General features: G+C 65.4%; 16 protein-coding genes. 8 read left to right on the forward strand and 8 right to left on the reverse strand.

Annotation, left to right across the window (positions count from 1 at the left end; genetic code table 11):
- Positions 1-3: 3 nt before the first annotated feature.
- From AU197_RS24880 to ectA, 7 genes are all read right to left on the reverse strand, one after another.
- Positions 4-711 (reverse strand): Type 1 glutamine amidotransferase-like domain-containing protein, encoded by a 708-nt coding sequence (locus AU197_RS24880; protein WP_064406489.1) that lies wholly within the window; start codon positions 709-711, stop codon positions 4-6.
- Positions 708-1385 (reverse strand): hypothetical protein, encoded by a 678-nt coding sequence (locus AU197_RS24885; protein ID WP_231745185.1) that lies wholly within the window; start codon positions 1383-1385, stop codon positions 708-710. The genes AU197_RS24880 and AU197_RS24885 overlap by 4 nt, the downstream gene beginning before the upstream one ends.
- Before the next feature lie 104 nt (positions 1386-1489).
- Complete coding sequence (locus tag AU197_RS24890; RefSeq protein ID WP_064406491.1) at positions 1490-2944, reverse strand: hypothetical protein; 1455 nt, start codon at positions 2942-2944, stop codon at positions 1490-1492.
- 527 nt (positions 2945-3471) lie between these two features.
- A complete protein-coding gene (gene thpD, locus AU197_RS24895) occupies positions 3472-4386 on the reverse strand; it encodes an ectoine hydroxylase (RefSeq protein WP_064406493.1) in 915 nt (304 codons plus the stop codon).
- Positions 4383-4778: an ectoine synthase gene (locus tag AU197_RS24900; protein ID WP_064406496.1), complete on the reverse strand. Its 396-nt coding sequence runs from the start codon at positions 4776-4778 to the stop codon at positions 4383-4385. Before AU197_RS24900 ends, thpD begins: the two co-directional genes overlap by 4 nt.
- A gap of 26 nt (positions 4779-4804) precedes the next feature.
- Positions 4805-6094: a diaminobutyrate--2-oxoglutarate transaminase gene (gene ectB, locus AU197_RS24905; protein ID WP_064406498.1), complete on the reverse strand. Its 1290-nt coding sequence runs from the start codon at positions 6092-6094 to the stop codon at positions 4805-4807.
- 17 nt (positions 6095-6111) lie between these two features.
- A complete protein-coding gene (ectA, locus tag AU197_RS24910; protein ID WP_064406760.1) occupies positions 6112-6651 on the reverse strand; it encodes a diaminobutyrate acetyltransferase in 540 nt (179 codons plus the stop codon).
- Positions 6652-7071: 420 nt separating this feature from the next.
- Here ectA and AU197_RS24915 point away from each other — a divergent pair, with 420 nt between their 5' ends.
- The 8 genes from AU197_RS24915 (at position 7072) to AU197_RS24950 (ending at position 12602) form a co-directional block, all read left to right on the forward strand.
- Entirely contained in the window at positions 7072-7353 is a 282-nt protein-coding gene (locus tag AU197_RS24915; protein WP_064406500.1) for a DUF732 domain-containing protein, read from the forward strand.
- Positions 7354-7491: 138 nt separating this feature from the next.
- Positions 7492-8409, forward strand: coding sequence for an esterase family protein (locus tag AU197_RS24920; RefSeq protein ID WP_064406761.1), 918 nt, complete (start codon positions 7492-7494; stop codon positions 8407-8409).
- Positions 8410-8457: 48 nt separating this feature from the next.
- Positions 8458-9165, forward strand: coding sequence for a GAF and ANTAR domain-containing protein (locus AU197_RS24925; RefSeq protein ID WP_082696845.1), 708 nt, complete (start codon positions 8458-8460; stop codon positions 9163-9165).
- A 150-nt stretch (positions 9166-9315) separates the two neighbouring features.
- Positions 9316-9663 (forward strand): STAS domain-containing protein, encoded by a 348-nt coding sequence (locus AU197_RS24930; protein ID WP_064406502.1) that lies wholly within the window; start codon positions 9316-9318, stop codon positions 9661-9663.
- A gap of 32 nt (positions 9664-9695) precedes the next feature.
- Positions 9696-10145, forward strand: a complete 450-nt coding sequence (locus AU197_RS24935; RefSeq protein ID WP_064406504.1) for an ATP-binding protein — start codon at positions 9696-9698, stop codon at positions 10143-10145.
- 173 nt (positions 10146-10318) lie between these two features.
- Positions 10319-10726: an STAS domain-containing protein gene (locus AU197_RS24940; protein ID WP_064406506.1), complete on the forward strand. Its 408-nt coding sequence runs from the start codon at positions 10319-10321 to the stop codon at positions 10724-10726.
- Between the two features lie 400 nt (positions 10727-11126).
- Positions 11127-12128, forward strand: coding sequence for an MmpL3/TtfA transport complex stabilizer (locus AU197_RS24945; RefSeq protein ID WP_231745186.1), 1002 nt, complete (start codon positions 11127-11129; stop codon positions 12126-12128).
- A gap of 180 nt (positions 12129-12308) precedes the next feature.
- On the forward strand, positions 12309-12602 hold the full coding sequence (locus tag AU197_RS24950; RefSeq protein ID WP_064406509.1) for a hypothetical protein: 294 nt from the start codon (positions 12309-12311) through the stop codon (positions 12600-12602).
- 53 nt (positions 12603-12655) lie between these two features.
- On the opposite strand, the gene AU197_RS24955 is transcribed toward AU197_RS24950, so the two are convergent.
- A complete protein-coding gene (locus tag AU197_RS24955) occupies positions 12656-12970 on the reverse strand; it encodes a hypothetical protein (protein WP_064406763.1) in 315 nt (104 codons plus the stop codon).
- Positions 12971-12981 lie beyond the last annotated feature (11 nt).

Genomic DNA, 12981 nt, shown 5'->3' on the forward strand with positions numbered 1-12981 from the left:
CGGTCAATCTTCAGCGGGGCACAACAGGGAGTGCACGACACCTGCATCCTGGTAACGGAGTTCGTGCGCAGGACGCCGCAGGGGCTCGAAGGTGGCGTCGTCGTGCACGATGATTCCACCCCCCGACGGGACGCCGATCCCGGTAGCGGCTCCCTGCAGCGCATCGATCGCTCCTGACAACCGGGCCCAGCCCGAATGCTCGTCGTGCGTGTCGATGACAGCGGGGACGAGCCCGAACACGTCGAGCAGCGCCGGCGCGACCGACTCCGCTCTGTCGACGATTCCGTAGCGCCCGAGTTGGATCGCGCCTGCCGAAATGCCGACCAGGACCGCACCGTGGGTATAGCGAGCCCGGATCACATCCGCCATGCCGGTGCTCTCGAACACGTTCCAGCCGGTCCGCACGTCGCCGCCCGCGAGGACGATCACGCGGGCTCGCTCGAGAAAGGCGCGGTCGTCCTGGCCGAAAGACGAGCCGACCATGTGGATATCGGCGATTCCCACGGCGTCCATCGCCGCTTGGAATATGTCGTAGAACGCGCGACGATCGCCGTTTGACGCGCCGATGTAGGCGGCGCTCAGCGGTGCGTCTCGAGCCAAGTCGTCAACCGCTCGCTCGAGCAGCAGGCGCTCGTGTCGCTTCCAGAACAGCAGCTGACTGTCCGCCAGGAGATAGAGCGGCCTCAGGTTGCTCTGGGGAGCCGACGTCAACTGGCGTCCCGGGACCGGGACCGACCCAGGCGCCACTTGTTCTTCTTGGGTGTCTGGTACGCGTCATGGGTCCAGGCGTCCCACATGGCCTCGGCTCCCTCTTGGACGGGGCTGTTGGTCACCTGCCATCCGAGGTTTGCGACTTCCGTTGTGCACCAACGGATCAGCGATCCGTCAGCGCCGATCTCCTGGGCGAGCAGGACACGGTCGTCGGGGCTGAGCTCGTCGCTGAACGCCTGCATGGTGGTTTTCAGCCGCCAATACGGCACGACCCCGTCGCACTGCCTGCAGAGTCCTACAAGCTCGACTCGCGCGCGCCCCAGCAGGGACGTCGGCTCCTCTTCGGCGGTGGGGCTCTCCGTTGTCTGCGTGGGTGGGGGGCTGGGCTCCTGCGTTTCCTCGGCATGTCCGGTCAGCTGGCCGTACTTGACGCGGAGCTCTTCGAGCTCGGCCTCGACGGCCAGGGCCCGCTCACGCCACCAAGCGGCGTGGTACTGCGCCAGCTTGGCTTCACACTCAGGGCAGATCGCCCCGTCGCCCGCGGCATCGCCAAGCAACGTGGCGCTGGTGAGCGCGAGACCGCAGAGCGCCTGGTGGACGTCGCGATTGAGGTAGTCCCCGTGGTGCACCACCGACGCCGAAGTGTCCCGTACGTAGCTGTGGGGTGGTTCCACATCAGCCAAAGTAATTGAGCCGGAGCGACGTTTCCGTTGGTTCAGTGAAAACGGTCGACAGCCCCGGCGCGTCATCGCCCCGGGGCTGCCGATTGGGTGAAGTGTTACTTGTTGTTGTCCGAGTTCGGCTTGTTTCCGCCGTCGTTGCCGCCGGCGCCGTTGTCACCGGGTGTGGTGCCCTGTGTCGTGCCAGTCGGCGCGCCGCCCGCCGGATCGGTCTTCTTCGAAACGTCGATGTCCACGTCCACTTTCGCGCCTTCACCCGTCGCGGCCTGCGTACCGGTCTTGGCGCCAGGGGAGAAGTTCAACGAATTCCTCACCAGGTCGCGAGCCGACGGCTGCCTCTTCGGGAGCAAGTTCTTTGGCAGCAGGCCGGTGAGACGCCGGCTCTCCTGCTTGACGGGCTTCGGCTGCTCTGAGGCCGGCTTCGGACCGGTTTCATTCTTCGCCTCCGGCGCTGTCTGCAGCGAGACTTCCGGTGCATCCGCTGAGAGGGCCATGCGCTGATTGCCCGTCACCCCGGGGGTGACCTCCGGGCCTGTCGGGGCTTCAGTGCGGACGACGACGTCTTCGATCGCGCCGTTGATCCGCTCGGTCGCGCTCCACACTCCGTTGCGGAAGTTCTCGACCAGGTTGCCCGGTCCGCCCAGCGGCGCCGGAAGCGCATCGCGCAGTCCGTAGAGCGCCGGGTCGGCCACCCACAGCGGGCCGTCGACGATGTTCTCCACCGCGGCGAGCGCCGCTTCGGTGTCGCCCTGGGCGACCGCGGCCGCCACCTGGACGACGCCCACCGGACCGAGCACGGTGGCGGCAGCGAGACGCAATGTCGACGCAATAGCACCCTGCGTCACGCGAGAGAACGCATCGATCGGTCCGTCCACCGGCACATACGCGACCGGTCCGGGCCGTTCGAACGCCTCGATGGTTCCGTCGACGAAGCGCTGCACCAACGCGCCCGGGTCCTGCAAGCCCTCGTTGATCTCGAGGGTGAGCTTGTACAGCTGGTCGCGAATCGTTGCGACCAGCCCGTCCGGCCCGCCGAGCGGTGCAGGCAGCGCGTCACGCAAGGCGAACAGCGCGGGGTCGATCGCCCACAGCGGCGCGTCGACGATGTTCTTCACGAACGCCTCGAAGGCCTCGGTGCCGTCGCCCTCGCTGATGGCCTGCGCGAGTTCGATCAGGCGTAGGGGCGCGAGCGCGGTGGACCCGATCCGCAGCGCCGATGCGGCGAATCCCTGGCCGATGCGGCCAACACTCTCAAACCCGGTGACCGGGTCGTAGTCGTTGACGGCTTCCCCGCCCGGCCGGTTGAACGCGGCGAGGGTGCCCTCGATGAAGTCCTCCAGCACCGCGCCGGGTGCGAATATCTCCAGCAAAGCCTGCTGCGCTTCGAACTGACGCTGGATTTCGCTGGTGTTCGCGGCCATCAGCGCCACGTCGTGCGATCGGCTCTCCGCCTGCATGGTCGCTGGTGCCGGTGCGATCGGACCGGCGGCGATGACGCCTGCCCCCACAAGTGCCACCCCGGTCGTCACGTATTTCTTGGCGCTGCCCTTCATGAGCCCCTCCCTGGTTTGCGCGCGTGTTACGGATAGCAACCTACGCCCGCGTCGATACCGAAGGCAAGTCGCCCCAAGTTTCCTACCCAGACGGATTGCTGCTATCGGCCGGCTGGGCCGCCGATGCCGGGGCAACTACCTGCTAAAACGGCTTTGAAGGGCTTGAAAGTGATCATGAAAGCGCTGTGAGACCTTCGCTGGCACGTAGGCGTCCTTCAGGCAAGCGCCTGCGAAGCAAGCGGTTTGGCAAATAGATCCCGCGTGGGCTGCGGGGTTGCTGACACTTTCCGCTGATGAGTCGTGAGGAGCGCGCGCGCCGCTTCGGTCGGATGGTCGATGGAGCAGCGTCGCGCCGCTGTCCAGTTTGCGAAGAGCGGCGGGCGGCCGGCGCTCCGAGCTGGGGGCTTGCGCGACCAGCTGGGGCGGGCCGAGGTGCCACGAGGTAGGTGAGCAAACGGGTGACGCCGGATGTGTGGCGCCATCGAGGAGGCGACGCGGCCACCGCTACCGGGCGGCCGGCGTCACGCTCACTGCACCAGTGACGGGGTGCTGAAGGGTTGGCTGTCCCTGGCAGCCAGATATTCGGGCCTCGGAGTCTCGGCTCGGTAGGGCGCCACGAGCTGGTTCTCCACCGAGTTGAAGACCAGGAAGACGTTCGAACGCGGGAACGGCGTGATGTTCGAGCCCGACCCGTGCATCACGTTCGAGTCGAACCACAGCGCGGTGCCGGCGGGCCCGGTGATCTGGTCGATGCCGTAGCGGGCGGCGGCCTCGGTGAGCGTCGCCCGGCTCGGGACGCCGATCTCCTGCTTGACCAGGGAAGAGGTGTGGTTGTTGCGCGGGGTCGCCCCGACGCAGGGGTAGAACGTCTTGTGCGAACCCGGCATCACCATCAGGGAGCCGTTGTAGGGGAAGTTCTCGGTCAGCGAGATCGAACACGACACGGCCCGCATGGCGGGCATGCCGTCCTCGGCGTGCCAGGTTTCGAAATCGGAGTGCCAGTAGAACCCGGTCCCGGTGAATCCCGGCATCAGGTTGATCCGTGCCTGGTGCAGGTAGACGTCACTGCCCAGCAGTTGACGGGCCACGGGCAAAACGGTGTCGAGGGTGACCACCTCGGCGATGACATCGCTGAACAGGTGAGGCTGGAACACCGACCGGATGCTGCCCCCGGGCTCGCGGATGATCCGCGGATCTTCCGGGTCGGCCTTGGCGCCGATGTTGTCGAGCTCGCCGCGCAATGTCGACAGCCAGTTGTCGTCCACTGCCGAACGCTGCACCAGGTAACCGTTGGCCTCGATCGACTGCAGGTCGGTCTCGAACAGCGGACCGGCCGACTCCCGGCCCCACACCGTGGGCTCGGCACGCGGGATCGGATCACTCGGTTCCGCCAGCCGAGTGGGATATCGGTCCCTGGTGTCGGTAAACCTGTTGTCGCTCAACTTGCTTGCACCGCCGGAGGAGGGTAGGCACCGGTCTCGTCGTGGACCTCTTGACCGGTCACGGGAGGGTTGAATACACACAGCATCCGCAGCTGAGTATGGCACGTGACGCGGTGGCGTTCATGGCCGTCGAGCAGATACATGGTGCCGGGCGCAAGCGGGTGTTCCTCGCCGGTCTCGTGGTTGGTGAGGGTGCCGGTGCCCTCGACCACCCACACCGCCTCGACATGGTGGCGGTAGTGGAACTCGTTGACGGAGTTCGCGTTGATCGTGGTCTCGTGGAAGGAGAAACCGACGCCGTCACCGGCCAAGATGATGCGCTTGGACCTCCAGTCCTTGGCCGACACGTCGCGTTCGGTCCCGGTGATCTCGTCAGTGGTGCGCACGATCACGTCGTGCTCCTTTCGGCGTGATGTGGTCAGGAAAGGGTGGCGGCCACCGAATCGGCCAGGATGTCGATGCCCGCGTCGAGATCCGACTCGGAAGTGGTCAGCGGGGGAAGCAGTTTGACGACCTCGTCGGAGGGCCCGCTGGTCTCCATGAGTACCCCGCGGTCGAACGCCGCGCGGCACACCGCCGATGCCATCGGCGCATCCTCGAACTTGAGTCCCTGCGCCATCCCGCGTCCGCGCGCGGTGACGCCCGGATACTTTCCGGCGATGGTTTCCAGCCGGTCCCGGATCTGCTGGCCCTTGGCGATCGTGTCGTCGCTGAATGTCTCGGTCTGCCAGAAGATCTCGAGCGCCTTGCTGGCGGTGACGAATGCCGGGTTGTGGCCTCGGAAGGTGCCGTTGTGTTCGCCGGGCGTCCACACGTCCAGGTCCCTGCGGAACAGGGTCAGTGCCATGGGAAGGCCGTACCCACTGATCGACTTGGACAGCGTGACGATGTCGGGGACGATGCCGGCCTCCTCGAAGCTGAAGAACCGGCCGGTTCGCCCGCAGCCCATCTGCACATCGTCGACGATCAACAGGATCTCGCGGCGGCTGCACAACTCGGCGAGCGCCTGCAACCACTCCATGCGCGCGACGTTGAGACCGCCCTCACCCTGCACGGTTTCGACGATCACCGCGGCCGGATGGTTGAGCCCGCCGCCCGAGTCGTCGAGCACGCGCTCGAACCAGTGAAAGTCCTCGGTGGCGCCGCCGAAGTAGTTGTCGTAAGGCATCGGTGTGGCGTGCACCAGCGGAATACCGGCGCCGGCCCGCTTCATCGAGTTACCGGTGACCGACAACGCGCCCAGGGTCATGCCGTGAAATGCGTTGGTGAAGTTGATGATCGACTCGCGACCGGTGACTTTGCGGGCCAGCTTGAGCGCTGCCTCGACGGCGTTCGCGCCGGTCGGCCCGGGGAACTGCACCTTGTAGTCGAGATCGCGGGGTTTGAGGATGAGCTGCTCGAAATTCTGCAGGAACTCCGTCTTGGCAGCCGTCGCCATATCGAGCGAGTGCACGATGTTGTCGTTGGTCAGGTATTCGATCAACGGCCGCTTCAGCTCCGAGTTGTTGTGGCCGTAGTTCAGGGCGCCTGCTCCCGCGAAGAAGTCGAGGTAGCGCCGACCGGAGGTGTCGGTCAGCCACGATCCCTGGGCCACGGCCATGGTGGTCGGCCACCCGCGGCAGTAACTGCGCACTTCCGATTCGACGGAGCTATAGACCTCGGGAAGGTCTGATTCGTCGGGACGGGGGAGAGTTGCTGGCGTAGACATGTGTCCTTTCTGAGGGGTCAGTCGGCCAAAGGTGTGGTGATGGGTCCGATTCGGAGAATCGGCTCGTCCTCGTGGGATTGATCGGCGGCCAGGTGTGCGGCGGTGAACCGGGGCTCCTCGATGAGCGGCACCCCGTGTCGCCGAGCGAACGCGCCGAAGAACGCGCGCGAAGCCGAATTGCTCGGTGCGACCGTGGCCTCCACGGTGACGGGATGACCTCGGCGATTGGCGCGAACACGGTCAACAAGGCCGTCGAGCATCGCGCTGGCCAAGCCAGTTCCGCGCGCTGACGCCGAGACGGCCACCTGCCAGACGAAGAGGATCTCGGGGCGTTCCGGCGGATGGTAGCCAGTGATCAGGCCGCAGATCTCGTCGTCCTTCTCCGCGACGATGGAGGTACTGGCAAAGTCTGTGGCCATCAACAGGTACGTGTACGTGGAGTTCAGATCGAGCACTTTGGTCTCGGCCACGAGACGATGCATCGCGATGGCATCGCCCTCATTCGGCGAGCGGAGATGGTTCGTCCACGAATCGGGCTGCACTGCTGGCGCTTTCAGACCAGCTGCCCGCTGGGCCGGGACTGGGTCCCGGTCGCGAATGGTCACTTGCGTTGTCACCACCGAACAAAATCATCGAATCACATCAGTTACGTCATCGGCGTTATGACCGTATGCCAGCAAAAAATGACAGGCAAGTTTCGACTGGTCACGCACACCGCCGGGGTGCGCCCGTGCGCGGGGAGTTACCTGCGCGGATGCCCGGGTCTGAGACGGCGATCACTTGATCAAGCCGTTATCGAACCGTGATCTATCGATGGCGTAAATGGTTCGTCGGCCTAACAACGGGTACGTTATGACGCATCCGTCAATGTGGATGGAGTGCCATCCAGGACGCGGGCGTGTCGGGGTTTCGCGCTCTTGGGCGTCTGCCGATTCCGACTGCGCCGCGGACACAAATGACCATCCGGAGGGAATCTCGTGCGACGCCTCATCGGCCTTCTGATCGGCGCCACCGCCGCCGCAGTCGTCTTCGCCGCGCCCGCAGCGGCCGATCAGGCGGAGTTTGTGCGCAAGCTCCAAGAGCAGTACGTCTTCCTGTCCGCGGACCAACTCATCGCAGCGGGCAACAAGGTCTGCGCCAACGCGGCGCGCGGTGTGCCCGCTGCCGACTCGATGCTGATGGTGCGCGAGGACCTGGGCGTCTCCGTTGCCGCCGCAGTGGACATCGTCAGCCTCTCGGTCAGCGAACTGGGCTGTTGATCCGCCGCCGACGCAATGGCTGAGGTTTGGTAACAAGCTGGTCAAGCGGTGCGTGGCACGCCGAGCATGTCGATGCTGAGTTGCTAGCTTCCCGGCGTGAAATCGTCTGTGGGCAGACTCGGGGCTGCGCTGTTCGCGATGCTGGTTGTCTGGGCTGGAATCCAAACGCCGACGGCCGCTGCGTATTCGCGTGACGGGTTGCCGGTGGAGACGCTCGAGGTGCCGTCCCCGTCGATGGGCCGCAACATCCGGGTGCAGTTCCAGGGCGGCGGCCCGCATTCGGTGTACCTGCTCGACGGACTCCGCGCACAGGAAGATGCCAACGGCTGGGACATCAACACCGGTGCGTTCGAATGGTTCTACGAGTCCGGTGTCTCGGTCGTCATGCCGGTGGGCGGACAGTCCAGCTTCTACACCGACTGGTATCAGCCCGCGGCGGGAAGCGCGGGCACCGTGACCTACAAATGGGAGACCTTCCTGACCCAGGAACTACCCGCGTGGTTGGCGGCCAACCGGGGGCAGGCGCCGATCGGCAACGCCGTTGTGGGCCTTTCGATGTCGGGTAGCGCGGCGCTGACTCTGGCGGTATGGCATCCGCGACAATTCATCTTCGCCGGCTCACTGTCGGGCTACCTCAACCCGTCAAACGGTCTGTGGCCCACTCTGATCGGCTTCTCGATGAAAGATGCGGGCGGTTACAGCGCAGCCCACATGTGGGGGCCGACGTCGGACCCGGCGTGGCGCCGCAACGATCCGATGGTCAACGTCAACACGCTGGTCGCCAACAACACCGCGCTGTGGGTTTACTGCGGAAACGGCGCGACCTCTGAACTCGACGACGGCGCGAACTTCGGTGCGCAGTACAGCGCGCAGTTCCTCGAGAACATCACGCTGTCGACGAACAAAGAGTTCCAGCGCAAGTACCTGGCGGCCGGCGGACGAAACGCGGTGTTCAACTTCCCAACCGACGGGACGCACACGTGGGCGTACTGGGGTTCACAGCTTCAAGCGATGAAGCCCGACCTGGTGCGCATCCTCGGAGGCGCCCGCCCCTGACAGGGTTCGGTCATACGATGGCCGGGAACCGATTGTGTGGGGTGAGACATGACGGACACGCACGGGGGTCTCCACGACGAGATCGCACGGTTGGCACGCAGCCTGCACAGCCAGAAGAGCGCGGACATTGACGTCGACAATCTGGTCGACGAGGTGACCGCGACGGCGGTGCGCATCCTGCCGAATGTGCACCACGCGGGAATTTCGCTGGTGGATCCCAAAAGCCGGCGTGTGCGCTCGGTCGCGGCCACGGGCCCGGTGCCCAAGAACCTCGACAACGTGCAGGAGGAACTCCAGCAGGGCCCCTGCATCGATGCCATCCACGAGCACGTGACGGTGCGGATCGACGACTTCGAAACCGAGGACCGGTGGCTCGAGTTCATCGGACGCGCCCTCGGAACAACCCCGGTGCGGTCCAGCTTGTCCATCCAGCTCTACACGCACGATTCGGAGATCGGCGCGCTCAACCTCTACTCAGACCGCGCCCGCGCGTTCACACCCCACCTCGAGGACCTGGCGCTGGCGGTGGCGGCGCACGCAGCGATCGGTCTGGCGACCGCGCGCCGTGACGACCAGTTCCACACCGCTCTCGCATCGCGCGACATCATCGGTCAGGCCAAAGGCATGATCATGGAGCGCTTCGGCGTCGATGCGTCCGCTGCGTTCGACCTCCTGGTCAGGCTCTCCCAGGAGAAGAACACTGCGTTGCATCTGATCGCGGCGCAACTGGTGGACGCAGCACACCCACCGGAGTAGGCCACAATCGAGCTTTTGAGCTGATGACCTGCGCGGACGGGTCCCCTTTGTACATCGGTCCCCTCGAGTCGCTACCCTGTGGCGGGTTAAGACTGCAGCCTCGGGGATCGGATATGACCGCTACGGTGGTTGCCAAACAAGAGGTGAGGCTTGGACGGACAACTTTGCACCGAGAACTGGGTGGGACGCGTCGCTGTCGTCGCCGCCTCCGGTGATCTCGACATGCTCACGGCGCCGCAACTGCGCGACGCCGTGCAGGCGGCGTTGGGAAAGGATCCGGTGGGCTTGATCGTCGACTTGACCAGCGTCGATTTCCTGGGGTCCGCGGGTATGCAGGTGCTGATGGAGACCCACAACCAGACCGATGGCACCGCGACGCGGTTCGCCGTCGTCGCGGACGGTTCGGCCACCAGCCGGCCCTTGAAGATCACGGGGATCGCCGATCTCATCGACCTGTTCTCCTCGTTGGACGCGGCGCTCGACAACCTCACTGCGTGAGCTCGGACCGGACGGGGTAATCAGACAGGACCATGAACGCTCCGTCAGAACTTGGCTTCTCGAGCAACGGCCCCGCAGACGCGCACACCGTTGCCGAGTTCCGCGGTGCCTTCAAGCATTGGCTGGGGACCCATTTCGCACTCGACGCCGACCGCCTCAGCGACATCTTGCTGGCTGTGAACGAAGCTCTGACCAACGCCGCTGAATTCGCATATGTCCAGGCTGGACGAGCCGGAACCATGTCGGTGACGGCTCGTTACGATGCCGGGGATCGGCGTCTGGTCGCCACCATCTCCGACCACGGAGCCTGGCTGGAGAAAGAACCCGACGGCAAGCCGAACACCCGCGGTCGCGGCATCGAGTTGATGCGCGCCCTGTCCGATCGGGCCACCATCGACAGCACGGCGTCGGGCACCCGCGTGCAGCTCGAGTTCGACGATTGCCCGCTCGCCTCTCAAGAGCCTTTCGCCACTTCTGCCTGATTCGTGTTTGACCGGCCGACGAGGCGGGTACAGGACGCATCGCTGACTTCCATCGCAGAAAGCGAGCGCAGGCATGGGCGGAAACTTCCCGGGCGTCGCGGGCGCCCCACCCGGTATCTGCGCCGAGCGCGGAGCCAGGCAGCGGTAATCCGGACGCGGTCGGGAATCCAGAAATGTCCGTCGCGGCGATCCCACGCCCGTCACTTCAGACCAGGCGCGCGCTGTCCGTCGCCTCCAGCACGAGTGCAATCGGTGCACCTGGCCACCTCGTTGTCTCGGTGACCGGTGAAGTCGACGCCGCCAACGCCAAGGAGTTCGCGGCCGTCGTCACCGAGGCGATCGCGGACGCACAACACGTGACGCTGGATCTGTCGGGCATCTTCTTCTTCGCCTTCGACGGGGTCGCCGCCCTTCACGCCCTCAACGCCCGGCTGCTGCGGGCAGGTGTGCCCTGGCGCGTGCTACCCGGTGCCGCCGTGTCGAGGGTCCTGGCACTGTGTGATCCCGAGGAGCTGATTCCCCTGGTCCGCGTGAACCCGCCGACGCCGCCCCGCAGGCCCACGCTGCGGCTGGTGGGCTAAGGCGCATCGGGTTTGTGTGACCGCCGTGGCCCGTGGTGCAAATTTGCTGCGTGTCGCCTTGTGATTTACCGCTCACTTTGACCGTACAAAGGTAAGAAACCGTTATGCATGCGATCGACCACATTATTCGGAAAGTCTTGCGCCAGCGACATTTACACAGGTCATAGGCTGTCTTTCGGGCCCCGGAATTTGGTAACAATCGGGTAACGCGCAATTTTCTAAGCGGTGTCTGAGAGGTTCACAGGTTGTCTCAGGCGTCGATTTCGGCGCGGCCGTGGGAGGCCGGATTTCGTCGCTAGACTCGGTTCAGATCGCGCCGCTTCGGCGCGTTACGACTTGGAATCTAGGGCCGGTGCAGGCGATGCCGGCGGAGGTACCGATTTAGATGGTTGACTTTTTGATGCCTGAACATGCGCCCACAGCTTTGGGTGCGGTAAAGCTGAACCGGGGGCCCATCGGCGATATCGCCGCAACCGGCACCGGCACGACCGTGGTGACGCACCCGGGCGACGACAGCGTCGCGGTGCTCAATGCCCGCACCCTGGCCGCCGAAGCGATCGTCGCGGTTCCCGGCGAGCCGTTCGCGGTGGCAGTCCACGACGACCGCGCGTACGTGAGCACGTCGTCCTGGACCCACAAGGACGAGGTGACCGTTCTCGACACCGCCACCAATTCGGTGATTGCGTCGTACCCCCTGGCATACAACGTCACGGCGCTGGTCGTGAGCCCGGACGGCAAGCGCGTCTATGCCGGCCGCACCGGTGACGGGCACATCGACGTCGCGGTGATCGACATCCCCGCGGACCGCGTGGGCACCATCGACATCGCAACGGGCGCCGGCATCGGCATCGATGCCCTCGCCGTCGACCCGACGGGGACCAAGCTCTACGTCGCGACCACCGATGCGCGTGGCAGCGCGGTCCTCACCGTCGAACTGGAGACCGGGCGTGTCGGCGGCGCCGTGCGGATCGGTGCGCCGATTCGCGACATCGCGCTCGCCGACGGCGCGGCGTTCGTTCTCAGCTCGGACCGGACCCGCGGCGGGGTGGTCCACGTGATCGAGTCCTCCTCGGGACTTGTCACCGATGTGATCGAGATCGGTGGCGCCCCAACGCAGCTCGCGATGGGCGAGGACAAGAGCCGGGCCTACATCGTCGACTATGACCACGTCGCGGTGCTGTGCACGCTGACCCTGCAGATCGTCGACACCATCACCGTCGACGGCCGACCGTCCTGCGTCGCGGTGGATTCGCACGGTGGCCTGCTCTACGTGGCCGACTACGCGGGCGGGGTGGCGACGTTCGCCGTGGACGCGTCGATGCCGCTGCTGTACTCGGAGTTCGTCGCGACGGATCCGATCGTCGCCCTCGATGCGCGTGCACTGGAGCCGGTCACCGCTTAGGTTCCGGCTGCTGGTGGAGCAGTTCGGCGTCACGCATCACGCCTTCGAGGTGTGAGCGAACCATTCGGCGACCGCGTTCACATCGTCGCTTCACCGGATTGTGTTGAACCTTCGTCGCGGCTGTCCCGTCGTACCACCTGAAAGACCACCGGGGTCTTCGGGTCACGAAGGGAGCGCGGCATGCGCGCAATACTGTTGACAATGGTCGGGCTGGCCGCGATGGCATGCGGTGCGATCATCGCGCCTGCGGCCGTCGCGTCGGCGGCCGACTCGGCGGAGTTGACCATCGCCACACTCGAGGCGCAAGGCTTCGACGTCAAGGTCAACCGGATCGGGAGTGCGCCCCTCGACGAATGCGTCATCACCGATGTCGGAAATGCCCGTGAGCGAACGGAATTGGTGCGACGCGGCGACGATCTGATTCAGGTGGTGGCCCAGCGCACGATCACCGTCACCGCGGACTGCTCACGCTGATGCGGTGGATTCGGTGTGGTCGACCGCGATTGCGATCGACCACACCGAAGTCTCTACCGACCGCTGCAGTCCAGCGACACCGAGATCGGCTTGCTGATGGTCACGGGGAACAGCACTCCGTCCTGGTTACCGCCGAGCAGCGGGACCAGCTGGGTGAATTCCTGGGGGTTTCGCACGCTGGTGACCACGCAGTCGGACAGCGGGGCCGTGCCGATCTTGTCGATGGTCACGTTGTAGCCCTGGTCCTGCAGCTTGCTGATGACCTCCTGGGCCGACTCCTGGTCGTCGGCCGATGCGACGCCCGCGGGCAGTGCGATCGTCGCGCACACGACGGTGGCGACTCCGGCGAGGATCCCTGTGGTGCGCATGCCCTCCATGA

Origin of the sequence: Mycobacterium sp. IS-1590, assembly GCF_001500025.1 — a bacterium.
GTDB lineage: Bacteria > Actinomycetota > Actinomycetes > Mycobacteriales > Mycobacteriaceae > Mycobacterium.